Annotated in this window: 25 protein-coding genes, 1 tRNA gene and 1 pseudogene; 17 read left to right on the top strand and 10 right to left on the bottom strand. The window is 69.2% G+C overall.

Annotated features, from left to right (window positions below; genetic code table 11):
* Window positions 1-90: 90 nt before the first annotated feature.
* Window positions 91-570, top strand: a complete 480-nt coding sequence (locus IM787_RS03715) for a c-type cytochrome (protein WP_193675274.1) — start codon at window positions 91-93, stop codon at window positions 568-570.
* A 119-nt stretch (window positions 571-689) separates the two neighbouring features.
* Entirely contained in the window at window positions 690-896 is a 207-nt protein-coding gene (locus tag IM787_RS03710; RefSeq protein ID WP_193675273.1) for a hypothetical protein, read from the top strand.
* 30 nt (window positions 897-926) lie between these two features.
* On the opposite strand, the pseudogene IM787_RS21740 reads toward IM787_RS03710, so the two are convergent.
* Window positions 927-1243: pseudogene (locus tag IM787_RS21740) on the bottom strand (sensor histidine kinase).
* A gap of 990 nt (window positions 1244-2233) precedes the next feature.
* Between IM787_RS21740 and IM787_RS03700 the strand changes: the two are divergent.
* Window positions 2234-2953, top strand: a complete 720-nt coding sequence (locus IM787_RS03700) for a Crp/Fnr family transcriptional regulator (RefSeq protein WP_193675272.1) — start codon at window positions 2234-2236, stop codon at window positions 2951-2953.
* A 27-nt stretch (window positions 2954-2980) separates the two neighbouring features.
* On the opposite strand, the gene IM787_RS03695 is transcribed toward IM787_RS03700, so the two are convergent.
* The 3 genes from IM787_RS03695 to IM787_RS03685 all read right to left on the bottom strand — a co-directional run bounded on the left by IM787_RS03695 (window position 2981) and on the right by IM787_RS03685 (window position 5526).
* Window positions 2981-3673 carry a Crp/Fnr family transcriptional regulator gene (locus tag IM787_RS03695; RefSeq protein WP_227494051.1) on the bottom strand — a complete coding sequence of 231 codons (693 nt, stop codon included), beginning with the start codon at window positions 3671-3673 and terminating at the stop codon, window positions 2981-2983.
* A gap of 328 nt (window positions 3674-4001) precedes the next feature.
* Window positions 4002-4076: transfer RNA gene (locus IM787_RS03690), tRNA-Arg, on the bottom strand.
* A gap of 10 nt (window positions 4077-4086) precedes the next feature.
* Window positions 4087-5526 carry a cryptochrome/photolyase family protein gene (locus IM787_RS03685; RefSeq protein ID WP_193675270.1) on the bottom strand — a complete coding sequence of 480 codons (1440 nt, stop codon included), beginning with the start codon at window positions 5524-5526 and terminating at the stop codon, window positions 4087-4089.
* Window positions 5527-5544: 18 nt separating this feature from the next.
* On the opposite strand from IM787_RS03685, the gene IM787_RS03680 reads away from it, so the two are divergent.
* The 6 genes from IM787_RS03680 to IM787_RS03655 are packed head-to-tail and all read left to right on the top strand — an operon-like array spanning window position 5545 to window position 10083.
* The gene (locus tag IM787_RS03680) at window positions 5545-6144 is read left to right on the top strand and encodes a YqgE/AlgH family protein (protein WP_193675269.1); all 600 of its coding nucleotides are present in this window, start codon (window positions 5545-5547) and stop codon (window positions 6142-6144) included.
* Window positions 6111-6557 carry a Holliday junction resolvase RuvX gene (gene ruvX / locus IM787_RS03675; RefSeq protein WP_227494111.1) on the top strand — a complete coding sequence of 149 codons (447 nt, stop codon included), beginning with the start codon at window positions 6111-6113 and terminating at the stop codon, window positions 6555-6557. The genes IM787_RS03680 and ruvX overlap by 34 nt, the downstream gene beginning before the upstream one ends.
* A complete protein-coding gene (pyrR, locus tag IM787_RS03670; protein WP_227494050.1) occupies window positions 6554-7063 on the top strand; it encodes a bifunctional pyr operon transcriptional regulator/uracil phosphoribosyltransferase PyrR in 510 nt (169 codons plus the stop codon). Before ruvX ends, pyrR begins: the two co-directional genes overlap by 4 nt.
* 7 nt (window positions 7064-7070) lie before the next feature.
* Entirely contained in the window at window positions 7071-8042 is a 972-nt protein-coding gene (locus IM787_RS03665; RefSeq protein WP_193675267.1) for an aspartate carbamoyltransferase catalytic subunit, read from the top strand.
* Window positions 8039-9352: a dihydroorotase gene (locus tag IM787_RS03660; RefSeq protein ID WP_193675266.1), complete on the top strand. Its 1314-nt coding sequence runs from the start codon at window positions 8039-8041 to the stop codon at window positions 9350-9352. Before IM787_RS03665 ends, IM787_RS03660 begins: the two co-directional genes overlap by 4 nt.
* On the top strand, window positions 9349-10083 hold the full coding sequence (locus IM787_RS03655; protein WP_193675265.1) for a lysophospholipid acyltransferase family protein: 735 nt from the start codon (window positions 9349-9351) through the stop codon (window positions 10081-10083). Before IM787_RS03660 ends, IM787_RS03655 begins: the two co-directional genes overlap by 4 nt.
* Here IM787_RS03655 and IM787_RS03650 read toward each other — a convergent pair whose 3' ends face one another.
* Genes IM787_RS03650 through IM787_RS03635 form a run of 4 tightly spaced genes read right to left on the bottom strand, consistent with a single transcriptional unit; the run spans window position 10084 to window position 12941 of the window.
* Window positions 10084-11274 carry a vWA domain-containing protein gene (locus IM787_RS03650; RefSeq protein ID WP_193675264.1) on the bottom strand — a complete coding sequence of 397 codons (1191 nt, stop codon included), beginning with the start codon at window positions 11272-11274 and terminating at the stop codon, window positions 10084-10086. It lies immediately after the preceding gene.
* An 11-nt stretch (window positions 11275-11285) separates the two neighbouring features.
* Window positions 11286-11882 carry a GNAT family N-acetyltransferase gene (locus tag IM787_RS03645; protein WP_193675263.1) on the bottom strand — a complete coding sequence of 199 codons (597 nt, stop codon included), beginning with the start codon at window positions 11880-11882 and terminating at the stop codon, window positions 11286-11288.
* A complete protein-coding gene (locus IM787_RS03640; protein ID WP_193675509.1) occupies window positions 11882-12082 on the bottom strand; it encodes a hypothetical protein in 201 nt (66 codons plus the stop codon). Before IM787_RS03640 ends, IM787_RS03645 begins: the two co-directional genes overlap by 1 nt.
* 16 nt (window positions 12083-12098) lie before the next feature.
* The gene (locus tag IM787_RS03635; protein ID WP_193675262.1) at window positions 12099-12941 is read right to left on the bottom strand and encodes an AAA family ATPase; all 843 of its coding nucleotides are present in this window, start codon (window positions 12939-12941) and stop codon (window positions 12099-12101) included.
* Between the two features lie 92 nt (window positions 12942-13033).
* Here IM787_RS03635 and IM787_RS03630 point away from each other — a divergent pair, with 92 nt between their 5' ends.
* Entirely contained in the window at window positions 13034-13786 is a 753-nt protein-coding gene (locus IM787_RS03630) for a c-type cytochrome (protein WP_193675261.1), read from the top strand.
* Between the two features lie 116 nt (window positions 13787-13902).
* Here IM787_RS03630 and IM787_RS03625 read toward each other — a convergent pair whose 3' ends face one another.
* Window positions 13903-14334: a DUF1841 family protein gene (locus IM787_RS03625; RefSeq protein WP_193675260.1), complete on the bottom strand. Its 432-nt coding sequence runs from the start codon at window positions 14332-14334 to the stop codon at window positions 13903-13905.
* A gap of 132 nt (window positions 14335-14466) precedes the next feature.
* Here IM787_RS03625 and IM787_RS03620 point away from each other — a divergent pair, with 132 nt between their 5' ends.
* From IM787_RS03620 to IM787_RS03610, 3 genes are all read left to right on the top strand, one after another.
* On the top strand, window positions 14467-15426 hold the full coding sequence (locus tag IM787_RS03620) for a TAXI family TRAP transporter solute-binding subunit (protein ID WP_193675259.1): 960 nt from the start codon (window positions 14467-14469) through the stop codon (window positions 15424-15426).
* Between the two features lie 7 nt (window positions 15427-15433).
* A complete protein-coding gene (locus IM787_RS03615) occupies window positions 15434-17458 on the top strand; it encodes a TRAP transporter permease (RefSeq protein ID WP_193675258.1) in 2025 nt (674 codons plus the stop codon).
* Window positions 17459-17543: 85 nt separating this feature from the next.
* A complete protein-coding gene (locus IM787_RS03610) occupies window positions 17544-18479 on the top strand; it encodes a dihydrodipicolinate synthase family protein (protein ID WP_193675257.1) in 936 nt (311 codons plus the stop codon).
* A gap of 44 nt (window positions 18480-18523) precedes the next feature.
* Here the strand turns inward: IM787_RS03610 and IM787_RS03605 are convergent, their stop codons facing one another.
* Window positions 18524-19312 (bottom strand): IclR family transcriptional regulator domain-containing protein, encoded by a 789-nt coding sequence (locus tag IM787_RS03605; protein WP_193675256.1) that lies wholly within the window; start codon window positions 19310-19312, stop codon window positions 18524-18526.
* Between the two features lie 52 nt (window positions 19313-19364).
* On the opposite strand from IM787_RS03605, the gene IM787_RS03600 reads away from it, so the two are divergent.
* The 4 genes from IM787_RS03600 to IM787_RS03585 all read left to right on the top strand — a co-directional run bounded on the left by IM787_RS03600 (window position 19365) and on the right by IM787_RS03585 (window position 23004).
* Window positions 19365-20066, top strand: coding sequence for a 3-oxoacid CoA-transferase subunit A (locus IM787_RS03600; RefSeq protein ID WP_193675255.1), 702 nt, complete (start codon window positions 19365-19367; stop codon window positions 20064-20066).
* Window positions 20066-20707, top strand: coding sequence for a 3-oxoacid CoA-transferase subunit B (locus tag IM787_RS03595; protein WP_193675254.1), 642 nt, complete (start codon window positions 20066-20068; stop codon window positions 20705-20707). Before IM787_RS03600 ends, IM787_RS03595 begins: the two co-directional genes overlap by 1 nt.
* Before the next feature lie 19 nt (window positions 20708-20726).
* Window positions 20727-21932, top strand: coding sequence for a 3-oxoadipyl-CoA thiolase (gene pcaF / locus IM787_RS03590; protein ID WP_193675253.1), 1206 nt, complete (start codon window positions 20727-20729; stop codon window positions 21930-21932).
* Between the two features lie 148 nt (window positions 21933-22080).
* Window positions 22081-23004, top strand: coding sequence for an NAD(P)-dependent oxidoreductase (locus IM787_RS03585; protein ID WP_193675252.1), 924 nt, complete (start codon window positions 22081-22083; stop codon window positions 23002-23004).
* Window positions 23005-23046 lie beyond the last annotated feature (42 nt).

Raw genomic sequence — 23046 nt, 5'->3', positions numbered from 1 at the left:
GCCGCGGGCGCGGCCATCCTTTCCCTCTGCGCGGGTCTCGCCCACCCGCAAGCCGCCCCGGAAGCGCCGAGCCCGCGCATCCAGCTGTGCATGGCCTGCCATGGACCGCAGGGCAATTCGCAGGTGCCGACCACGCCGTCGCTGGCCGGGCAGCCGCGCATCTTCCTGGAGAACCAGCTGGTGCTGATCCGCGACGGCATGCGCGTCGTGCCGGAGATGAAGGGCGTGCTCGACGGCGTGAAGGACGAGGAGATCGTGCAGATGGCCGGCTACTTCTCGGCGCAGAAGGCGCAGCCGGCCGAGAAGGGCCAGGCGCGGCAGGACGCCTTCCAGCGCGGACAGGCGCTCGCCGCGAAGGCGCTCTGCGCCAGTTGCCACAACGCCGACTACGCCGGGCGGCAGCAGATCCCGCGCCTGGCCGGCCAGCCGGAGCCTTTCCTGATGCAGTCGCTGAAGCAATTCCGCGACCGGCCGGAGCCCGGCCGCGACACGATGATGTCCGCCGTGCTGCTCGGGATGAAAGATGCCGAGCTGGCCGACCTGGCGCACTTTCTCGCACACTTTCGTTGACCGGTTCCACGACTACGACCGTCTGTCCGCCTGGAGACGCAGCCTGTCGCCGGCAGCCTACATCCACCGGGCCGGCCCTTGCGTACCTTGGAGACAACCTCCAGCATCCAGCCTCAGCCATGCAGCGACTCTTCGCGCCCCGCCAAACCGCCTACACCGGCGGCCGGATGGACACTCCCCGCGAGGGCCGCGACAGCGAGCTGTCGCGGCGGATCACCGTCCTGCTGTTCTTCCCGCGCCTGGATGCGACACCCGGGCCGTGGCTGCTTTTCCTTGCGTCCGTGTGCACCTTCGTGGCCGTGCGGGCCCTCGAATTGGGAATCTGAGCGGGCTGGCGCCGCAGGGCCGCCGGGGCCCTAGCACGGGATGTTCTCCGGTGGCGGGAGGACGTGACGTGGCAAGCGCATCGAGAACACGCAGCCGACACCGGGCACATTCCGCACGCTCAATGTGCCGGAAGCCGCTTCGACGCTCTGCCGCGCGATCGTCAGGCCCAGGCCGAGTCCTGATTTTCGCTGCTGCGCTGCCTGAAGGGCATGAACATCTCTTCCGCGCTCCCGCGCGCCAGTCCGCCGCAGTGGTCGGCAACGTCGATTTGGATGTGCCGGGGTGATGCGTAGGCATGCAGCCTGACCGTTGTCCCTGCCTGCGTGAACTTCAAGGCGTTCTGCATCAGGTTGCCGAGGGCGGCGAGGAGGAGTTCCCGGTCGCCGCGGATGCCGAGGGAGGGATCGACCGCCGGGACGTCCAGCTGGCAGTGCACGCCGGCCGCAAGCTGCGCTTCGCCGCGGGCGTCCTCGATGAAGCCGGCGACATCGAAGACGGGTTGTTCCACGACCGCGCTCCTGCGGACATCCTCCAGGGAACGCTCGATGAGCCCCTGCAGCGAGAGCAAGCTGCGCTTGAGCAACGCGCCGGTTGCGCCGGTGATGGGCATGCCGCTCAGCTCCAGCGCGCCGACGGCGAGGGTGGCGGTGCCGAGCGCGTTGCGCAGCTCGTGGACGAGGAACCCCAGGCGTTCGTTGGCCGCCGCGTGCTGGTCCATGATGACGCCGAGCTCGCGCAGCCGGCTGAATTCGGTGACCGCGTCGGCAATGGCGTTGTCCAGGCACCGGTTGAGCGTGCGGAACTCCGCGGTCGGAAAGACCGCGTCGCGTTCGAAGGCGAGATCGGTGATCGCCTGGCACAGGTCGCCGTAGTCATGGACGACCTGGTCCACGGTGAAGCCCAGCTCCAGCAGCTCCTTGCCGTGGGCCGCTGCACTGACGCCGATCTCCGAGAGCGCGCGGGTCGCCGCCCGAGGCACCGGAGATCCGGGTGCTTTCGGCCGCGAGCCCTTCCTCCTCCGCGCCCAGCGTCCGGGTCAGCTGGTCCAGGAAAAGGGGGATGCCGTGCTCCAGTTGTTCGGCCGTGGCGGAACGCCGCGGACGTTGCGCCACCTTGTGCTTGCAGCGCGCGATCAGTTCGTTCCGGTTGTGGATCAGGAACTGGTGCATGAGGGCTACGAGCATGCGCGAACCGACGCCTGCAGTCCGTGCGGTAGCGCACCGAGGGCATGCAACGCGGACGTTCCGACCGCTCCTCCCGCCGGGCGGCGCTCTGTGCGATGGCACACAGAGGCAGCGTGCGCCGCCTATACTGGGGCAGCTCACTTCGGGACAACATGGCCGCCTTGCTCGATCCGCGGCGGAACCGCCTGCTGGCCTCGCTGCCGTCGGCGGAATGGGAGCGCTGGTCCCCGCTGCTCGAGGAGGTCGACCTGCCGCTCGGCCGCGTGCTGTACGAATCCGGCGTCCCGCTCGCCCACGTTTACTTCCCGGTCGATGCCATCGTCTCCCTCCTGTACGTGATGGAGAACGGCGCCTCGGCCGAGATCGCCGTGGTGGGCAACGAGGGCCTGGTGGGCGTCTCGCTGTTCATGGGTGGCGAGACAACGCCGAGCCGGGCAGTGGTCCAGAGCGCGGGGCGGGGCTTCCGTCTCGAGGCGCAGGCGATGAAGGCCGAATTCAACCGGGCCGGCCCGGTGCTCCATCTCCTGCTGCGCTACACGCAGGCCCTCATCACGCAGATGGCGCAGACGGCCGTGTGCAACCGCCACCATTCGCTCGACCAGCAGCTTTGCCGCTGGCTGCTCCTCAGCCTCGACCGCCTGCCGGGCAGCGAGCTGCGCATGACGCAGGAATTGATCGCGAACATGCTGGGCGTCCGGAGGGAAGGCGTGACGGAGGCTGCGCTCAAGCTGCAGGCCGCCGGCCTGATCCGCTATGCGCGAGGCAACATCGCCGTGCTGGACCGACCCGGTCTCGAGCGTCGGACTTGCGAGTGCTACGCCGTGGTGAAAAAGGAATATGACCGCCTGCTGCCGGTGACGCTGGCCACCTGAGCGGCCTTGCGCGCGCTTGCGCGCCGGTCAACCGAGGACATCGGCGTGGGTCGCCCGGTCGGCGGCATAGCAGCTGCACGCGGCGGCCTCCAGGCCGGCGCGGTCGAGGATGTGCACCTCGCCGCGGCGGTAGGCGATCAGCCCCTGCCTTTGCAGGGCTCCGGCCGCCAGCGTGATGCCTTCGCGGCGCACGCCGATCATGTACGCCAGGAACTCCTGCGTGAGGTGGAATCGCGCGGAACCGGCCCTGTCGCCGGTCATGAGCAGCCACCTTGCCAACCGTTGTGCGATCGGGTGGAAGCGCAGGCAGACGGCGGAACGCGCCTGCTGGACCAGCAGCACGTAGAGGTAGCGGCAGACGGCCCGGTGCAAGCCCGGATTGCACGCCATCTCCCGCCGGAACGCGGGCGCCGGGATGCGCCATGCGTGGCCCGATCCCTGCACGATCGCCCGCACCGGGTGCGTGGGAACGCCCAGGGCAAGCGAAGCGCCGAACATGCCTTCGGCACCGATCATCCCCACTTCGACGGCCGGGCCCTCACTGGCGACCGCCACCAGCGAGATGAACCCCTGCATGGGAAAGTAGACGTGGCGCACCGGTGCACCCGCCTCGGCCAGGACGGCCGCCAGGCCGAGCGGCGTGCTTTCCCCGGCGGCGACCAGGCGCTTGCCGGCCCTCGCGCCGAGGCCGGCGATCAGTTGGTTGTGGGAACGGTCCAATCCGGCAGGATGCCCGCCCCGCGACTTCGCGTCGGTACGCCAGCCCACGGAGTTGTCCCCACGGTCATGAGGCGAAAGCCCGCCTCCCATGTGCGTTGCCGCACGGACGAGCTTCGCGCCGGCCGCTAATGTCCGACCGTGCCTGCGCCCTCCATCCCCTCCCTCGCCTCCGCCTATGCGCTGGAAGCGGCAGCATGGCTTGCGCTCCAAGGGCACATTCCGGGTGACGCGCTGCACGATCCTGCGGCCTGGGAGGCCTGGCGGTCGGCGCTCCATGCCGCACTGGGGGCCGCGGATGAAGCGGGGGGCCGGCCCGCTGCGCGCCGGCTGGCGCCCCCGGCAGGAATCGAACCTGCATCTAGCGCTTAGGAGGCGCTCGTTCTATCCATTGAACTACGGCGGCGAGGGCGCCATTATGGCGCGCCCTTCACCACGGCATAGCGCCGCAGCGTCGCCTCGCGCGCCTGCGCGTGGTCCACGATCGGCAGCGGGTAGTCGCGTCCCAGCACCAGGCCCGCGGCCGCCAGGTCGGCGGGTTTCGCGGTCCAGGGAGCGTGCAGCACCGCGCGCGGCAGCTTGGCCAGTTGCGGCAGGTAGCGCGCGACGAAGCGCCCTTCCGGGTCGAAGCGCTCGCCCTGGCTCACCGGGTTGAAGATGCGGAAGTAGGGCTGGGCGTCGCAGCCGGAAGAACTCGCCCATTGCCAGCCGCCATTGTTGGAGGCCAGCTCGTAGTCGTTCAACTGACGGGCGAAGTAGCGCTCGCCGCGCCGCCAGTCGATCCCCAGGTCCTTGCACAGGAAGCTGGCCGTCACCATCCGCAGGCGGTTGTGCATGTAGCCGGTGCGGTTCAATTGCAGCATGGCCGCATCCACCAGCGGGTAGCCGGTGCGGCCGTCGCACCACGCGGCGAACTGCGCGTCCGCTTCCGGCCCTTCCTCCCAGGCGATCCGGTCGTACTCGGGCTTGAAGCTTTCGCCGCGGCCCACCCGCGGGAAGTTCGCGAGGACCTGGAAGTAGAAGTCGCGCCAGGCGAGTTCCTTCAGCCAGGTGGCCGCGCCGTCGCTCGCGTCGGCATGGGCCAGCGCGGCGAGCCGGCGGATCGAGACCGTGCCGAAGCGCAGGTGCACGCTCAGGTAGCTCGGCCCCTTTGCCGCCGGCAGGTCGCGCAGCTCGCCATAGCGCGCCATGCGGCCGCGGAAGTCCTGCAGCAGGGCTTCCGCCGCCCGCGCGCCCGGCACGATGCCGATGTCCCGCAGGTTGGTGCGGGTGAAGCCGAGGGCCTCCAGGTCCGGCACCGCGCCGGTCGCCGGCGCCAGGTGCCCGGCGTAGCGCTCCACCGGGTAGGGCTTCAGGTAGAAGCCGTCCAGTTTCGCCAGCCACGCGCGGCTGTAGGGCGTGAACACCGAATAAGCCTTGCCGGCCTGCGTCAGGACCTCGTCGCGCTCGAAGATGACCTGGTCCTTGGAGGTGTGCAGCGCGATGCCCGCCGCCGCCAGCCGCTCGCGCACCAGCGCATCCCGCTGCAAGGCAGCGGGCTCATGGTCGTGGTTGGCGAACACCGCCTGGACGCCCAGCCGCGCCGCCAGCCGGGGCAGCTCGTCGGCCGCATCCCCATGGACGGCGATGCAGCCGCCGCCGAGCGCCCGCAGCGCCGCGTCGAGTTCGGCCACCGAATCCCGGATGAACTCCACCCGCCGGTCCTGGCGCGGCAGCCCCTGGAGGATGGCCGTGTCGAAGACGAAGGCGCAGTGCACCCGCCCCGCGGATTTCAGGGCGTGGTAGAGCGCCGCGTTGTCCTGCACCCGCAGGTCGCGGCGGAACCACATCAGTGCCGATGCATAGGTGTTCTCCATCCACTTAAAATCTAACCCATGGCGGACCAGCCCGACTCGATGAACCTGACGCACCACTTCCTGATCGCCATGCCCGGGCTGCAGGACGCGTCGTTCGCGCGCTCCGTGGTGTACCTGTGCGAACACAGCCCGCGCGGCGCGCTGGGCCTGGTGATCAACAAGCCGACCGACATCAACCTGCGCAACCTGATGGAGAAGGTCGACCTGCCGCTCGGGCGCGAGGAACTGGCCCGCACCCCGGTGCTGCAGGGCGGCCCGGTGCAGACCGAACGCGGCTTCGTCCTGCACGAGGCGGTCCACGCCGAAGGCGGCGACGCCAGCGAATCCGTCTATGCCTCGACGATGACCATTCCCGGCGGGCTGGAGATGACCACGTCCAAGGACGTCCTGGAGGCCATCGCCACCGGCGCCGGCCCGCGCAAGGTGCTGGTCACCCTGGGTTATTCGGCCTGGGGCGAGGGTCAGCTGGAGTCCGAGCTGGCCGAAAACAGCTGGCTCACGGTCGACGCCGACCCGAAGGTCATCTTCGACACCCCGATCGAGGAACGCTACGAGAAGGCCCTCGGCCTGCTGGGCCTGCAGTCCTGGATGCTGTCGCCGGGCGCGGGGCACGCGTGAGCGCCGCGCCGCCCGACGTCCCCCCGCAGTTCCAGACCTTCCTCGCATTCGATTTCGGCGCCAAGCGCACCGGCGTGGCGGTGGGCAACCGGATGCTGCGCAGCGCCATGGGGCAGTCGACCATCCGGGCCGAGGCGAGCGACGCCCGGCTGGCCGAAGCGGAAAAGCGGGTGCGCGAATGGCAGCCCGACGCGCTGGTCGTCGGCGTCCCCTTCCACCCCGACGGCGCCAGCCACGACAATACGGCCCGCGCGCGCAAGTTCGCGCGGCAGCTGCGTGCCCGCTGCGGCAAGCCGGTGTACGAGGTGGACGAGCGCTACAGCACCACCGAGGCGCTGGCCTCCGGCGCGCGCGACGCCGACGCCGGCGCGGCCTGCGTCATCCTCGAACAGTTCTTAAGGAGCCTTCCTTGACATCCGCCCCCGGAGCGCTGACCCTCGACGCCGAGGCCCTGTACCGCGAGCTTGCGCGGGGCGTGCAGCAGTTGCAGCGCCCCGGCACCCGGCTGGTGGGCGTGACCTCCGGCGGCGCCTGGCTGGCCGAGCGCCTGCACCAGGACCTGGGGCTGCAGGGCGAACCGGGCGTGATCTCCTCGGCGATGCACCGCGACGACTACGCCAGCCGCGGCCTGGCCGCCAGCGCGCAGACGAAGCTGGACTTCGACGTGAACGGCGCGCACATCCTGATCCTGGACGACGTGCTGTACACCGGGCGCACCATCCGCGCCGTGCTCAACGAACTCTTTGACTACGGCCGGCCGGCGGCGGTGCAACTGGCGGTGCTGGTGGACCGCGGCGGCCGCGAACTGCCGGTGCAGGCGGATTACGCCGCCGCGCGCGTGTCGCTGCCGGACGACCAGTCGCTGGAACTCGCGCGCGACCCCGCAGGCCGCTTCAGTTTCAAGGTGGAGCGCCACTGACCCGAACATGCTCTACAAACGCAACCCGCAACTGAACAAGAACGGCGAGCTGGTCCACCTGCTCTCCATCGAGGGCCTGCCGAAGGACATCCTGACGCACATCCTCGACACCGCGTCCAACTTCGTGAGCGTCAGCGACCGCGAGGTGAAGAAGGTGCCGCTGCTGCGCGGCAAGAGCGTGTTCAACCTGTTCTTCGAGAACAGCACGCGCACCCGCACCACCTTCGAGATCGCCGCCACGCGGCTGTCGGCCGACGTGATCAACCTCGACATCGCGCGCTCGTCGGCGAGCAAGGGCGAGTCGCTGCTGGACACCATCGCCAACCTGTCCGCGATGGCCGCCGACATCTTCGTGGTGCGGCACAGCGAATCGGGTGCACCCTACCTGATCGCCAAGCACGTCGCGCCGCACGTGCACGTGGTGAACGCCGGCGACGGCCGCCATGCCCACCCCACCCAGGGGTTGCTGGACATGTACACCATCCGCCACTACAAGAAGGACTTCAGCAACCTCACGGTGGCGATCGTGGGCGACGTGCTGCACTCGCGCGTGGCCCGCTCGGACATCCATGCGCTCACCACGCTGGGCTGCGCCGAGGTCCGCGTGGTCGGGCCCAAGACGCTGGTGCCGGGCGACATGAAGGACATGGGCGTGCGCGTCTTCCACTCGCTGGAAGAGGGCATCCGGGGCTGCGACGTCATCATCATGCTGCGGCTGCAGAACGAGCGCATGAGCGGCGCGCTGCTGCCCTCGTCGCAGGAGTTCTTCAAGCGCTACGGCCTCACGCCGGAGCGCCTGACGCTGGCCAAGCCGGACTGCATCGTGATGCACCCGGGGCCGATCAACCGCGGCGTGGAGATCGACTCCGCGGTGGTCGACGGCAAGCAGAGCGTGATCCTGCCGCAGGTGACCTTCGGCATCGCGGTGCGGATGGCGGTGATGGGCATCGTCGCCGGCCACACGGGGGTGGGCGCATGAAGATCCTGGTCCGCAACGGCCGCGTGGTCGACCCCGCGCGCAACTTCGACGAGATCGCCGACGTCGCCATCGCAGCCGGCCGCGTGATCGGCGTCGGCACGGTCCCGGCCGGCTTCGCCCCCAACCGTACCCTCGACGCGGGCGGCTGCATCGTCGCGCCGGGCCTGGTCGACCTGGCCGTGCGCCTGCGCGAGCCGGGCCACGAACACGAAGGCATGCTGGAGTCCGAGATGGCCGCCGCGGTGGCCGGCGGCGTGACCAGCGTGGTCTGCCCGCCCGACACCGACCCGGTGCTCGACGAGCCCGGCCTGGTGGACATGCTGAAGTTCCGCGCCGAGAAGCTGCACCAGGCGCGCGTCTTCCCGCTGGGCGCGCTCACGCGCGGGCTGGCCGGTGAAGTGCTGACGGAGATGGCCGAACTCACCGAGTCGGGCTGCGTGGGCTTCAGCCAGGCCGAGGTGCCGCTGCAGAACACGCAGGTGCTGCAGCGTGCGCTGCAATACGCCAGCACCTACGGCTACACCGTGTGGCTGCGCCCGCAGGAATACCACCTGGGCAAGGGCGTCGCCGCGAGCGGCCCGCTGGCGACGCGCCTGGGCCTCTCCGGCATTCCCGTGGCCGCCGAGACGATCGCCCTGCAGGTGATCCTGGAGCTGGTGCGCGTGACCGGCGCGCGGGTGCACCTGTGCCGCATCAGCAGCGCGGCCGGCGTGGCGCTGGTGCGTGCCGCCAAGGCCGAAGGCCTGCCGGTCACCTGCGACGTCAGCATCAACTCGCTGCACCTCACGGACGTGGACATCGGCTACTTCGACAGCCGCATGCGCCTGTCGCCGCCGCTGCGCCAGCAGCGCGATCGCGATGCCCTGCGCGAGGCGCTGGCCGACGGCACCATCGACGCGCTCGTCTCCGACCACACGCCGGTGGACGAGGACGCCAAGACACTGCCTTTCGCCGAAGCGGAACCCGGCGCCACCGGGCTGGAACTGCTGCTGGGGCTGGCGCTGAAGTGGGGGCAGGAAGAGGGCGTGGGCCTGGTGCGCGCGCTTTCCGTGCTGACGCACGAGCCCGCCCGCGTGCTGGGTGCGTCGCTGGGCACGCTGCAGGCGAGCGCGGGCCAGCTGGTGGACGGCGGCGTCGCCGACGTCTGCATCTTCGACCTGCGGGAGTCCTGGACGGTCACGCCCGAAGGGCTGCGCAGCCAGGGCCGCAACACGCCCTTCGCGGGGCACGAACTCCCCGGGCGCGTGCGTTGCACCATCGTCGGCGGCACGGTCGCCTACGAGAACTGGGCCCGGGCCGGCGCGGTGTGAGGCACCTGCGCGCCGCCTGGCGACTGCTGCGCACGCTGGTGCACGTCCTCGCAGGGTGGCTCACCATCCGGCTGCTGTTCCCGCGCTGGAGCCCGCAGCGGCGCGAAGCGACGGTGCAGGCCTGGTCGCAGCGCATGCTGCGCATCCTCGGCATCCCGCTGCACGTGCAGGGCCACGCCCCGGCGCACGGCCCGATGCTGCTGGTCGCCAACCACCTGTCGTGGCTGGACATCCTGGTGATGCACGCGGCGCGCCATTGCCGCTTCGTGTCGAAGGCGGACGTGCGTCACTGGCCCCTGATCGGCACGCTGGCGACCGGCGGCGGCACGCTCTACATCGAGCGGGAGAAGCGCCGCGACGCGATGCGCGTCGTGCACCACATGGCGCAGAGCCTCGCCGAGGGCGAGATCGTCGCCGTGTTCCCCGAGGGGACGACCGCGGACGGGCGCGAGCTGCTGCCCTTCCACGGCAACCTGATCCAGGCGGCCATCTCGGCCGATGCGCCGGCGCAACCCGTCGGGATCCGCTATGCGGACCGCCGCACGGGGCGCGACAGCGAAGGGCCGCTGTACCTGGGCGACGACACGCTGGTGGGATCGTTGTGGCGCACCCTGGCGGGGCGGCCGTTCGTGGCGCACGTGCGTTTCGGGACGCCGCAGCATGCGGAAGGCCGCGACCGCAGGCGCTGGGCGCACGACCTGCGCGAGGCGGTGGACACGCTGCGCCGCTGACTACTTCACCAACAGCCGCATCGCCTCTTCGAGGCCCTTGATCGTCAGCGGGTACATCCGCTGGTTCATCAGCTGCTGGATCACCGAGATGCTCTGGCGGTACTGCCAGACGCCCTGGGGCTCGGGGTTGATCCAGACGAACTTCGGGAAGGCGTTGGTCAGGCGCTGGATCCACTCGGCGCCGGCTTCCTCGTTGTTGTATTCGACGCTGCCGCCCGGCTGCAGGATCTCGTACGGGCTCATCGTCGCGTCGCCCACGAAGATCAGCTTGTAGTCCTTGTTGTACTTGCGGATGATGTCCCAGGTTGGGAACTTCTCGCTGAAGCGCCGCCGGTTGTTCTTCCACATGAAGTCGTAGACGCAGTTGTGGAAGTAGTAGAACTCCAGGTGCTTGAACTCCGCCTTGGCCGCGGAGAACATTTCCTCGACGCGGTGGATGTGCTCGTCCATCGTGCCGCCCACGTCCATCAGCAGCAGCACCTTCACGTTGTTGTGCCGTTCCGGCACCATCTTGATGTCCAGCCAGCCGGCGTTGGCGGCCGTCGACTTGATGGTGTCGTCGAGGTCCAGTTCCTCTTCCGCGCCCTCGCGCGCGAACTTGCGCAGCCGGCGCAGCGCGATCTTGATGTTGCGCGTGCCGAGTTCCTGGCTGTCGTCGTAGTCCTTGTAGGCGCGCTGGTCCCACACCTTCACCGCGCTCTTGTTGCGCGACTTGTCCTGGCCGATGCGGATGCCCTGGGGATTGAAGCCGTAGGCGCCGAAGGGCGAGGTGCCGCCGGTGCCGATCATCTTGCTGCCGCCCTCGTGGCGTTCCTTCTGCTCCTCGAAGCGCTTCTTCAGCGTCTCCATCAGCTCGTCCCAGCCCATCTTCTCGATCTTCGCCTTCTCCTCCGGCGAGAGCTCGAGTTCCAGGTTCTTGCGCAGCCACTCCAGCGGGACGTCCTTGGTGAAGTCGGCCAGCAGCTCCACGCCCTTGAAGTACGCCGCGAAGGCGCGGTCGAACTTGTCGTAGTGCTTCTCGTCCTTCACCAGCGCCGTGCGGGCGAGGTAATAGAAGTCGTCCAGGCTGTACGCGCCGTCGCTCTCCGGGCCGACGACGCCTTCCTTCAGCGCTTCGAGCAGGACGAGGTATTCCTTGACCGAGACCGGCAGCTTGGCGCTGCGCAGGGTGTAGAAGAAATCGATCAGCACGGCGATCTCCCCTACGCGCGCGGCTTGGCGAGCTGGTCCTGCAAATGCGCCTTGACCTCCGGCCATTCGCCCGCCGCCAGGCTGTACATCACGGTGTCACGCACCGTGCCGTCGCGGCGCAGAGCGTGGTGCCGCAGCACGCCATCCTTGCGGGCGCCGAGGCGCTCGATCGCGCGCTGCGAGGCGAAGTTGTAGTTGTCGGTGCGCCAGCCCACCAGCTTCGCGCCCAGCACCTCGAAGGCGTGCGTCATCAGCATCAGCTTGCAGGTGGTGTTGACGTGCGTGCGCTGCCAGCTCCTGCCGTACCAGGTGTAGCCGATCTCCAGGCGCTCCACGGCCGGCACGATGTCGTGGTACCGGGTGGTGCCGATCACGCGGCCGGATGCGGTATCGACCGCCACGAAGGGCAGCATGTGGCCGTCCGCCTGGCCGCGCAGCGCGGTCTCGATGTACGCCACGGTTTCGCCCGGCGCCGGCACCGACGTGATGCGCAGGTTCCACAGCTCGCCGTCGCGGGCCGCGCCTTCCAGCGCAGCCGCGTGGTCGGAGGTGATGGGCTCCAGGCGCACGGCGGCGGATTGCAGGACGATGGGTTCGGGCTTGCGCATCACTTGGCTCCCTGGCGGCGGGCGCGCCAGCGGCGCGCGAGGTGCACGCCGGCGCCGCCGCCCAGCCCGCACAAGACGATCCCGGCGATGGCGGCGCCGCCCGTGGCGAAGATGTCCCAGCCGAGCACGCGACCGAGCGCGAAACCCAGCAGGCCGCCGGCGACGAAGCCCGCCGCGTCGGTGAGTCCTTCGGCCAGCATCTTGTCCACGGCCGCGTCAGCGGTTGTGCCGCTGCATGAACACGAGCTTCTCGAACAGGGTCACGTCCTGTTCGTTCTTCAGCAGGGCGCCCACCAGCGGCGGCACGGCGACCTTGTCGTCCTTGCTTTGCAGCGCGTCGATCGGGATGTCCTCGGCCACCAGCAGCTTCAGCCAGTCGAGCAGTTCGGAGGTGCTGGGCTTCTTCTTCAGGCCGGGCAGGTTGCGCACGTCATAGAAGGTCTTGAGGGCGGCGCCCAGCAGTTCCTTCTTGAGGCCGGGGAAGTGCACGTCCACGATCTGCTTCATCGTGTCGGCGTCCGGGAACTTGATGTAGTGGAAGAAGCAGCGGCGCAGGAAGGCGTCGGGCAGCTCCTTCTCGTTGTTCGAGGTGATGAACACCAGCGGCCGGTGCTTCGCGCGGACCAGCTCGCGCGTCTCGTAGACGTAGAACTCCATCCGGTCCAGCTCGCGCAGCAGGTCGTTGGGGAATTCGATGTCGGCCTTGTCGATCTCGTCGATCAGCAGCGCCACCGGCTGGTCCGCCGTGAAGGCTTGCCACAGCACGCCCTTGACGATGTAGTTGTGGATGTCCTTGACCTTCTCGTCGCCCAGCTGCGAGTCGCGCAGCCGGCTGACCGCGTCGTACTCGTACAGGCCCTGCTGGGCCTTCGTGGTCGACTTGATGTGCCACTGCAGCAGCGGCATGTGCAGCGCCTCCGCCACCTCCTCGGCCAGCATCGTCTTGCCGGTGCCGGGCTCTCCCTTGACCAGCAGCGGGCGCTTGAGCGTGATGGCGGCGTTGACCGCCAGCATCAGGTCCTGCGTGGCGACGTAGTTCTGGGAGCCTTGGAACTTCATGGGAGGAGGGGGTGGGATGGGGCGCGGGGGCGGGCCCCCTATAATCGCCGGTTGATCGAAAGAAACTGACCTCGTCAGATTGTGCGCGCAAAATGAACAAGTTGCTGTCGACGCTTTTCGCCCTCTCTGTCGCTTGTGCGACCGGTCTGGCCCAGGCGCAAACCCCCGCCGCCTCGGCCCCCGCGGCCCAGGCGCCCGCCGCTGCCGCGCCGGCCGCCGGCACGCCTGAAGCCGCCGCCGCTTCCGCCAAGCGCCCGGCGCCCGCCGGCGCCAAGTCGATCGAAGCCAAGGCCGCCATGTGCATCGGCTGCCACGGCATCGTCGGCTACCAGGCGAGCTTCCCCGAGGTCTACAAGGTCCCCAAGATCTCCGGCCAGAGCGCCAAGTACATCGCCGCGGCGCTGAACGCGTACAAGACGGGCGACCGCAAGCACCCCACGATGCGTGGCATCGCCGAATCGCTGACCGACCAGGACATCACCGACATCGCCGCCTGGTACGAGTCGCACGGCGCCGGCAAGCAGGTCGCCGACAAGCCCTCGAAGGAGCCGAATGCGCAGGTCACCGCGCTGCTGCAGAAGGCCGCCTGCGCTTCCTGCCACGGCGCCAACTTCGCCAAGCCGATCGACCCCAGCTACCCGAAGATCGCCGGCCAGCACGCCGACTACCTGTTCGTCGCGCTGAAGGCGTACAAGACCGAGAACAACCCCGCCGTCGGCCGCAACAACGGCGTGATGGGCGCGATCGCCAAGCAGTACTCCAACGCCGAACTGAAGGCGCTGGCCAACTACATGGCCGGCCTCGACAGCGAGCTGACGATCAAGCCGGAGCCGCGGTTCCGGTAAAGGGCCGTCATTCCCGCGAAGGCGGGAACCCAGAGCTTCCAGGAAAGCGGCCCGCGGGCCGCTTTTTTCTTGGGGGCGCCCTGGATCCCCGCCTTCGCGGGGATGACGAGACTGCGCTACTTCGTCGCCCGCCGCTGCACGCACTCCACGTACGCCTGCCCGTCGGGCGGCCGGCCGGCGCGCTGGCTTTCCCACAGCATCTGGCCCAGGCACTCCATCGCCTCGTGGTGCGCGTCGTGCAGCGAGTTGCGGCGCGCGGCCAGCAGTTCCACGGCCTGGCGGATGCCGCGCGGCTGGTCGATGGAACACTGCTCGCTGATCGACAGGTGCATGGAGAGATGCAGGAACGGGTTGCTGCTGCCGTCCGAGCCGTCGTAGACGCGGGCCACGGCGGCTTCGGCGTCCGCCAGTTCGGGGTCGTACTCCGGGTGCTCCCGCAGCCAGCCGCTGGCCAGCGTCTCCAGCGCATCGAGCACCTGCCCGGCGCGGGCCTTGGCGTGCACGCTGCAGAAGAAGCGGCGCACGTCTTCCTGGGACGGGTTGAACATGCCGTTCAGGTTAGCACGCCACCTTTTCCCGGAGTGCTGGAAAGCCCTAGCGGCGGGGACCGGACCCACTGCCAGAATGACCCGGCCCCGGCCCATCGTGCCGGGTGAGTGCTTTCTACTTCGGAGACACGCATGAAATCCATCCGCACCGTCCTGCTCGCCCTCGCGGCCGGCCTCGGCCTCGCCGCCGCCGCGCAGGCGCAGAACATCTCCATCGCCACCGGCGGCACCGGGGGCGTGTACTACCCCATGGGCGGCGGCCTCGCGGCCGTGCTGTCCAAGCACGTGCCCGGCATGTCGGCCACGGCGGAGGTCACGGGCGGCTCGGTCGACAACCTCAAGCTGATCGGAACCGGCAAGCCCTACGTGGGCTTCAGCATGAGCGACGCCGCGCTGGACGCGTACGAGGGCGAGGACAAGTTCAAGGGCAACAAGGTCCCGGTGCGCACGCTGATGGTCCTGTACCCGAACCGCATGCACCTGGTGAGCATCGAGGGCAAGGGCGTCGCGAAGTTCGCCGACCTGAAGGGCAAGCGCGTCTCCACCGGCTCGCCCGGCAGCGCCACCGAAGTCATGGCGTTCCGCCTGATCGAGGCGGCCGGCCTGGACAAGGACAAGGACATGAAGCGCGAGCGCCTGAGCGTCGCGGAGTCCGTGAATGCGCTGAAGGACGGCAAGATCGACGCCTTCTTCTGGGTGGGCGGCCTGCCGACGGCGGCGGTGTCCGACCTGGCGAACACGCCCGGCACCAAGATCAAGATGATCGACCATGCCGAGCTGGTGCCCGCCATGAACAAGAAGTACGGCAACCTGTACGTGCAGGACACGATCGGCAAGGACATCTACAAGGGCATGGACGGCGACAACAAGCAGGCCACCGTCATGAACATCCTGGTCGCGCACCAGAACATGGACGAGAAGACGGCCTACAACATCGTCAAGACGATCTTCGACAAGAAGCCGGACATGGTCGCGGTGCACAAGGAAGCCGAGAACTTCAGGTACGAGAACCAGAAGAAGGACGCCTCGCCGATCCCGTGGCACCCGGGTGCCGTCAAGTACTTCGCGGAAAAGGGCATCAAGCTGAATTGACGGCCGCATGTCTGACCACCAGGCGGAGCGCGCGCAGCTGAGCGCCGACATCGACGCGGCGGCGCTGCAGAAGGCCGAGGAGTACATCGAGCAGGAGGAGGGCGCCGCCAACAGGCTGAAGGGCTGGCTGGCGGCGCTGGTGACGGCGCTGGCGGTCGTGATGTCCGGCTGGCATCTCTACTCCGCCTACGGGATCGTGCCGGCGCAGACGCTGCGCTCCACGCACCTGGCCTTCGTGCTCGCGCTGTGCTTCCTGGTGTTCCCGGTGGCGCGGCGCTTCCGCCACCGCGTGATGTGGTGGGACTGGGCGATGGTGGCGCTGGCCGTCGCCGTCACGTCCTACCTGATCCAGGGCGGCGACGACCTCACCGACCGCAACACCACGCCGCTGCCCTGGGACATCTTCTTCGGCATCGTGCTGGTCGGCCTGGTGCTGGAGGCGATGCGCCGCACCTCGGGCTGGATCATGCCGTTCGTGTGCAGCCTGTTCATCGCCTACGCGCTCGCCGGCCCCTGGCTGCCCGCGCCCTGGACGCACAAGGGCTACGAGGTGGGCCGCCTGGTCGGCGTGATGTACATGACGCTCGAAGGCATCTTCGGCGTGGCGCTGGACGTGTCTTCCACGCTCATCATCCTGTTCACCATCTTCGGCGCGTTCCTGCAGTACTCGGGCGCCGGCAAGTTCTACCTGGACTTCTCGTTCTCCGCGATGGGAGGCAAGCCGACGGGCGCGGGCCGCACGGTGGTGCTCGCCTCCTTCCTGCTGGGCGGGCCGTCGGGCTCCGGCGTCGCGACGACGGTCACGCTCGGCTCCGTCGCCTATCCCATGCTGCAGAAGGTGGGCTACGAGCGCAACGCCGCGGGCGGGCTGCTCTCGGCCGGCGGCCTGGGCGCGATCATCTCGCCGCCGGTGCTGGGCGCCGCCGCCTTCCTGATCGCCGAGTTCCTGAAGATCTCGTACCTCGACGTGCTGCTGATGGCGGTGATCCCGACCGTCCTCTTCTACTTCGCGCTGTTCCTCATGGTGGAGATCGACGCGCGCAAGTACGGCATGCACGAGGCGGTGTTCGAGAAGGTCGATTCGGTGTGGAACCTCACGCGCAGGTACTGGTTCCACTTCCTCTCGCTCATCTCCATCGTCGTCTTCATGCTGGTGGGCTTCTCGCCCGTGATGTCGGTGTTCTGGGCGACGGTGGCATCGCTCGCCACCAGCCTGCTGCGCCGCGACACGGCGCTGGTCCCCTACGACTTCTTCCGCGGCGAGGCGCTGCGCCGCATCGGCCAGTGGCCGCTGGTGAAGGCGCTCGAAGGCGGGTCGATCGGCGTGCTGAACGTCGCGGCGACCTGCGCCGGCGCCGGCATCATCGTCGGCGTGGTCACGCTGACGGGCCTGGGCCTGAAGTTCAGCTCGATCGTGATCGACTACGCCGGCGGCTCGCTGCTGCTCACCGCCGTCTTCACTGCGCTGGTGGTGTGGATCGTCGGGCTGGCCGTGCCGGTGACGGCCTCCTACATCATCTGCGCGGTGATCGCCGCGCCGGCGCTGATCAAGCTGGGCGTGCCCGAGTACGCCGCGCACATGTTCATCTTCTACTACGCGGTGCTGTCCGAGGTGTCGCCGCCGACGGCGCTTTCGCCCTTCGCGGCGGCGGCCATCACCGGCGGCGATCCGTACAAGACCACGCTGCAATGCTGGAAGTACGTGATGCCGGCCTTCCTGCTGCCCTTCATGTTCGTGCTGGAATCCAGCGGGCAGGGCCTGCTGCTGATGGGGTCGACCAAGGCCCTGGCGACGGCGAACTGGTGGTCCATCGCGGAGGTGTCCGTCACGGCCGCCATCGGCATCGCGGCGCTGGCCGCCGGCTTCCAGGGCTGGGCCCTGCGCAGGACGAACGTGGCGGAGCGCTGGCTCCTCATCGCGGCCGGCTTCGCGCTGGCCTATCCGAGCTGGATCGCCGACGTCGCCGGCATCGCCGTCGTCGTCGCCGTCCTCGCCGTACAGTACATGCGCCCCCAGCCGCAAACCGCGTAGACCATCCCGTCATTCCCGCGCAGGCGGGAATCCAGGGCGCCCTGGGTCCCCGCCGCCACGGGGACGACGCACTCCGGAGCTCCCCATGAACACACTCGACCGAAACGCCAAGGGCGTCTACCTCATCACCGTCACCCCGTTCACCGACAGCGGCGCGCTGGACCTCGCCAGCACCGACCGCATGGTGGATTTCTGCCTGGAGAAAGGCGTCACCGGCCTCACCGTGCTCGGCATCATGGGCGAGGCGACCAAGCTCACGGCCGAGGAATCGCGGACCTTCGTGCGGCAGGTTCTGGCACGCGTCAACGGCCGCGTGCCGGTGGTCGTCGGTGCCTCGGCCCCCGGCTTCGCGCCGATGGGCGAGCTCACGCGCGCGGTGATGGACCTCGGCGCCGCCGGCGTGATGGTGGCGCCGCCGCCGACCGTGCGCACCGACGACCAGATCGTCGCGTACTTCGACATGGTGAGCGAGACCGTGGGGCCGCAGGTGCCGTGGGTGCTGCAGGACCATCCGGTGTCCACCGGCGTGCAGATGTCGCCGGGCGTCATCCTGCGCATCCTGAAGAACGCGCCGACCTGCGTGATGCTCAAGCACGAGGACTGGCCGGGGCTCGCCAAGCTGTCGGCGATCCGCGCGGCCAGCGACAAGGGCGAGCTGCAGCGCGTCTCCATCCTCACCGGCAATGGCGGCGGCCTGTTCCTGCCGGAGGAGCTGACGCGCGGCGCCGACGGCGCGATGACGGGCTTCGCGTATCCGGAGATGATGGTCGACGTGGTGGCGGCGCATGCGCGCGGCGAGCGCGACCGCGCGCACGACCTGTTCGACGCCTACCTGCCGCTGGCGCGCTACGAGCAGCAGGCCGGCGTGGGCCTGGCCGTGCGCAAGCACCTGTTCAAGGAGCGCGGCGTCATCGCTTCGGCCATGGTCCGCAAGCCGGGGCCCAAGCTGTCGGCGCAGGACCTCGACGACATCCGCTTCCTCGTGCAGCGGCAGGACAAGAGGCTGCGCGACCTGGGTTGAATCTCGTCATCCCCGCGCGGGCGGGGATCCAGGGCGTTCAGGGCTTATGCCCCCACCACCCGCTGCGAGATCGCCCGCGCGGCCTCGCGCAGCGGCGCGAGCATCGTGTCCTGCATCACCCGCGCCGACGTCCGGTTCACCTGCCCACTGATGTTGATCGCCGCGATGGTGCGGCCCGCACGGTCCGTGACCGGCGCCGCCATGGACACCAGGCCTTCCTCCAGCTCCTGGTTCACCAGGCACCAGCCCTGGCGCCGGGCCTGCTGCACCTTCGCCAGCACCGCGTCGACGTCGGTCAGGGTGTGCCGCGTGCGCGCCTCTAGCGGCGTTGCGTGCAGCAAGGCGCGCACCTCGTCGTCCGGCAGGCCCGCCAGCAGCATGCGGCCCATCGACGTGCACCAGGCCGGCAGGCGCGAGCCGATGCCCAGCGTGTTGCGCATGATCTTGCGCGTGGACACGCGCAGCACGTAGACGATGTCGCCGCCCTCCAGCACCGCGGCGGAACACGATTCCTTCACCTCCTCCACCAGGGCTTCCATCAGCGGCTCGGCCACGTTCCACATCGGCATCGAGGAGAGGTAGGCGAAACCCAGGTCCAGGATGCGCGGCGTCAGCGCGAACAGCTTGCCGTCGCTCTGCACGTAGCCGAGCGACTGCAGGGTCAGCAGGATGCGCCGCGCGCCGGCGCGCGTGAGCCCCGTGCGCGTGGCGACCTCGGTGAGCGTCTGGCGCGGGGCCGCCGCGCTGAAGGATCGGATCACCTCCAGGCCGCGCGCGAACGACTGCACGTAGGCGTCGCCGGGGCGCAGGTCGGTGGGGTGGGAGGTGGGCATGTAGAATTCATTATACGAACACTTGTTCGACATACGAACAGAAGGATCGCGCATGGTCAACAAGATCGCCGCCTCCATCGCGGAGGCGCTGGCCGGAGTCCGGGACGGCAGCACCGTCCTGATCGGCGGCTTCGGCACCTCGGGCATCCCGGGCGAGCTCATTGATGGGTTGATCGAACAGGGGGCGAAGGACCTGACCGTCGTGAACAACAACGCGGGCAACGCCGACCACGGCCTCGCCGCGCTGTTGCAGGCCGGCCGCGTGCGCAAGATCATCTGCAGCTTCCCTCGCCAGGTGGACAGCCATGTGTTCGACGCGCTCTACCGCAGCGGCAAGCTGGAGCTGGAGCTCGTGCCGCAGGGCAACCTCGCCGAGCGCATGCGCGCGGCCGGTGCGGGCATCGGCGCCTTCTTCTGCCCCACCGCCCACGGCACCGAACTCGCCAAGGGAAAGGAGACCCGCGTGATCGACGGCAAGCCCTACGTGCTGGAGTACCCGATCCACGGTGACGTCGCGCTGATCAAGGCCGAAGCCGGCGACCGCTGGGGCAACCTGGTCTACCGCAAGGCCGCGCGCAACTTCGGGCCGGTGATGGCCACGGCGGCGAAGCACACGGTCGCCACCGTGTACGACATCAAGGAACTGGGCGAGCTCGACCCCGAAGCGGTGGTCACGCCCGGCATCTACGTCAGCAGGATCGTGAAGATCCCACGCGTCGCCACGCAAGCCGGCGGGTTCCGGAAGGCCGCGTGATGCCGTACACCCGACGCACCAAGGACCAGCTCGCCGCGCGCGTGGCGCAGGACATCCACGACGGCGCCTACGTCAACCTCGGCATCGGCATGCCGACGACGGTTGCCAACCACATCCCCGCCGGCCGCGAAGTGATCCTGCAAAGCGAGAACGGCATCCTCGGCATGGGGCCCGCCCCCGCCGAAGGCCGGGAAGACTACGACCTGATCAACGCAGGCAAGCAGCCCGTGACGCTGCTGCCGGGCGGCGCCTACTTCCACCACGCCGACTCCTTCGCGATGATGCGCGGCGGCCACCTCGACATCTGCGTGCTGGGCGCCTTCCAGGTGTCCGCCACCGGCGATCTCGCCAACTGGAGCACCGGCGAACCGGGCGCCATCCCCGCCGTCGGGGGCGCCATGGATCTCGCCATCGGCGCCAAGCAGACCTGGGTGATGATGGACCTGCTCACCCGGCAGGGCGAAAGCAAGGTGGTGGAACGCTGCACGTATCCGCTCACCGGTGTCGCCTGCGTGAAGCGCATCTACACCGACTTGTGTACGCTGGAATGCACGCCGCAAGGGCTGAAGCTCGTCGACGCCGTCGACGGCCTTTCCCGCGCGGAACTCGAACAACTCATCGGCCTGCCGCTCGCGGCCTGAACCCCACCGGAGCCCCCACATGACCCGCCAAGCCTTCATCTGCGATGCCATCCGCACGCCCTTCGGCCGCTACGGCGGCGCCCTTTCCTCGGTGCGCACCGACGACCTCGGCGCGATCCCGCTCAAGGCGCTGATGGCGCGCAACCCCAAGGTCGACTGGCAGGCCGTGACGGACGTCTTCTACGGCTGCGCGAACCAGGCCGGCGAGGACAACCGCAACGTCGCGCACATGGCGTCGCTGCTGGCCGGGCTGCCGATCGACGTGCCGGGCGCCACCATCAACCGCCTGTGCGGCTCGGGCCTCGACGCCGTCGGCAGCGCGGCGCGGGCGATCAAGTCCGGCGAAGCGACGCTGATGATCGCGGGCGGCGTGGAAAGCATGAGCCGCGCGCCCTTCGTCATGCCCAAGGCCGAGTCCGCCTTCAGCCGCACCAACGCCGTGTACGACACCACCATCGGCTGGCGCTTCGTCAACAAGCTGATGAAGGAGATGTACGGCGTCGATGCCATGCCGGAAACGGCGGAGAACGTGGCGGTCGACTACAAGATCGAGCGCGAGGCGCAGGACCGCATGGCGCTGGCCTCGCAGCTCAAGGCCGTGGCGGCGCAGAAGCGCGGCTTCTTCGACGCCGAGATCACGCCGGTGACGATTCCCCAGCGCAAGGGTGAGGCCCTCGTGGTGAAGCAGGACGAACATCCGCGCGAGACCTCGCTGGAGGCGCTGGCCAAGCTCAAGGGCGTCGTGAAACCCGACGGCACGGTCACGGCCGGCAACGCCAGCGGCGTGAACGACGGCGCCTGCGCGCTGCTGCTGGCCGACGAGGCCACCGCCGCGAAGAACGGGCTCACGCCGCGTGCGCGCGTGGTCGGCATGGCCACCGCCGGCGTCGCGCCGCGCGTGATGGGCATCGGCCCGGCGCCGGCCACGCAGAAGGTGCTGGCCCTGACCGGGCTGAAGCTGGAGCAGATCGACGTCATCGAACTGAACGAGGCGTTCGCGGCGCAGGGCCTGGCCGTGCTGCGCCTGCTGGGGCTGAAGGACGACGACGCCCGCGTCAACCCGAACGGCGGCGCCATCGCCCTGGGCCACCCGCTCGGCGCCTCGGGCGCGCGCCTGGCCACCACCGCCGTCAACCAGCTGCACGCCGGCGGCGGCCGCTATGCGCTGTGCACCATGTGCATCGGCGTCGGCCAGGGCATCGCCGTGATCCTCGAACGCGTCTGACCTGCATTTCTCCCTCCCCCTCCGGGGGAGGGCCGGGGCGGGGGGCGCTCCCGTTGCAAGCGCCGGAAAAGTGAATTCCAGCCGGCCGGCTTGCCGCCTTGCGCCGGCCGCCGGACACTGCGCCAGGCCTGTCATCGGAGGACAAGGAATGGCGAACCGGATCGGATGGATCGGCCTCGGCCGCATGGGCGAGGCGATGGTCAAGCGGCTGCTGCAGGCCGGGCATGGGGTGACGGTCTGGAACCGCACGCGCAGCAAGGCGGAGCCGCTGGTGGAGTACGGTGCGACGATCGCCGGCGCGAAGACCGAGCTCGCCGCCTGCGAGGTGGTCTTCACCATGGTGTCCACCACCGACGACCTCAAGGAGGTGCTGTTCGGTGAAGCCGGCCTGGTCACCGGCTCCACGCAGCCGCGCGTGGTGGTCGACAGCTCCTCGATCTCGCAGGAAGGTTCGGCGGAGATCCGCGCGCGGCTCGAGGGCCTCGGTGTTGCCTACCTGTGCGCCCCCGTGTCCGGCAACGCGAAGGTCGCGAAAGCCGGCAAGCTGCTGATCGTCGCGTCCGGCCCGAAGGCCCTGTACGAGCGGGCACAACCCTACCTCGCGGCCATGGGCCGCAAGGCCATGTGGGTGGGCGAGGGCGAACTGGCCCGCATCTGGAAGATCGCCCACAACACGATGTTCGGCGTGGTGATCCAGAACCTGTGCGAGATCACGGTGCTGGCGGAGAAAGCCGGCATCCCGCGCCACGTGTTCCTGGAGAGCATCAACGACTCGGTGCTGGGCTCCATGTACACCCGCTACAAGACGCCGGTGCTGACCAACCTCACCTTCGAGCAGGTCACCTTCACGCCCAGGCTGCTGCTCAAGGACATGGACCTCGGCATGGGTGCGGCCAAGGCGCACGGCGTCGCCATGCCGGCCGCCGCCGCCACGCGCGAGTCCGTCGCGCGCATGGTGGGCCGGGGCTACGAGGACATCGACTTCGCCGTGCTGCTGGCCGAGACCGCGAAGGACGCGGGGCTCGAGCTGAAGCCCGAGAACGTGAAGGTGGACGACGGCCTGCAGTCCTGAGCCGCGACACCGTCCGCATCCTTTCCCACCCCAAGGAGACAA

The sequence above is a fragment of the Ramlibacter pallidus genome (assembly GCF_015070875.1).
GTDB lineage: Bacteria > Pseudomonadota > Gammaproteobacteria > Burkholderiales > Burkholderiaceae_C > Ramlibacter > Ramlibacter pallidus.
The sequence above is the reverse complement of the archived record's forward strand: the minus strand, read 5'-3'. Positions and strand labels throughout refer to the sequence as shown.

Coding starts and splice junctions, on each gene's coding strand:
- IM787_RS03715 (WP_193675274.1), top strand. CDS start 91: ATGGCCTGCCATGGACCGCAGGGCAATTCGCAGGTGCCGACCACGCCG.
- IM787_RS03710 (WP_193675273.1), top strand. CDS start 690: ATGCAGCGACTCTTCGCGCCCCGCCAAACCGCCTACACCGGCGGCCGG.
- IM787_RS03700 (WP_193675272.1), top strand. CDS start 2,234: ATGGCCGCCTTGCTCGATCCGCGGCGGAACCGCCTGCTGGCCTCGCTG.
- IM787_RS03685 (WP_193675270.1), bottom strand. CDS start 5,526: ATGGAGAACACCTATGCATCGGCACTGATGTGGTTCCGCCGCGACCTG.
- IM787_RS03680 (WP_193675269.1), top strand. CDS start 5,545: ATGGCGGACCAGCCCGACTCGATGAACCTGACGCACCACTTCCTGATC.
- IM787_RS03665 (WP_193675267.1), top strand. CDS start 7,071: ATGCTCTACAAACGCAACCCGCAACTGAACAAGAACGGCGAGCTGGTC.
- IM787_RS03660 (WP_193675266.1), top strand. CDS start 8,039: ATGAAGATCCTGGTCCGCAACGGCCGCGTGGTCGACCCCGCGCGCAAC.
- IM787_RS03645 (WP_193675263.1), bottom strand. CDS start 11,882: ATGCGCAAGCCCGAACCCATCGTCCTGCAATCCGCCGCCGTGCGCCTG.
- IM787_RS03640 (WP_193675509.1), bottom strand. CDS start 12,082: ATGCTGGCCGAAGGACTCACCGACGCGGCGGGCTTCGTCGCCGGCGGC.
- IM787_RS03635 (WP_193675262.1), bottom strand. CDS start 12,941: ATGAAGTTCCAAGGCTCCCAGAACTACGTCGCCACGCAGGACCTGATG.
- IM787_RS03630 (WP_193675261.1), top strand. CDS start 13,034: ATGAACAAGTTGCTGTCGACGCTTTTCGCCCTCTCTGTCGCTTGTGCG.
- IM787_RS03625 (WP_193675260.1), bottom strand. CDS start 14,334: ATGTTCAACCCGTCCCAGGAAGACGTGCGCCGCTTCTTCTGCAGCGTG.
- IM787_RS03620 (WP_193675259.1), top strand. CDS start 14,467: ATGAAATCCATCCGCACCGTCCTGCTCGCCCTCGCGGCCGGCCTCGGC.
- IM787_RS03615 (WP_193675258.1), top strand. CDS start 15,434: ATGTCTGACCACCAGGCGGAGCGCGCGCAGCTGAGCGCCGACATCGAC.
- IM787_RS03610 (WP_193675257.1), top strand. CDS start 17,544: ATGAACACACTCGACCGAAACGCCAAGGGCGTCTACCTCATCACCGTC.
- IM787_RS03605 (WP_193675256.1), bottom strand. CDS start 19,312: ATGCCCACCTCCCACCCCACCGACCTGCGCCCCGGCGACGCCTACGTG.
- IM787_RS03600 (WP_193675255.1), top strand. CDS start 19,365: ATGGTCAACAAGATCGCCGCCTCCATCGCGGAGGCGCTGGCCGGAGTC.
- IM787_RS03595 (WP_193675254.1), top strand. CDS start 20,066: ATGCCGTACACCCGACGCACCAAGGACCAGCTCGCCGCGCGCGTGGCG.
- pcaF (WP_193675253.1), top strand. CDS start 20,727: ATGACCCGCCAAGCCTTCATCTGCGATGCCATCCGCACGCCCTTCGGC.
- IM787_RS03585 (WP_193675252.1), top strand. CDS start 22,081: ATGGCGAACCGGATCGGATGGATCGGCCTCGGCCGCATGGGCGAGGCG.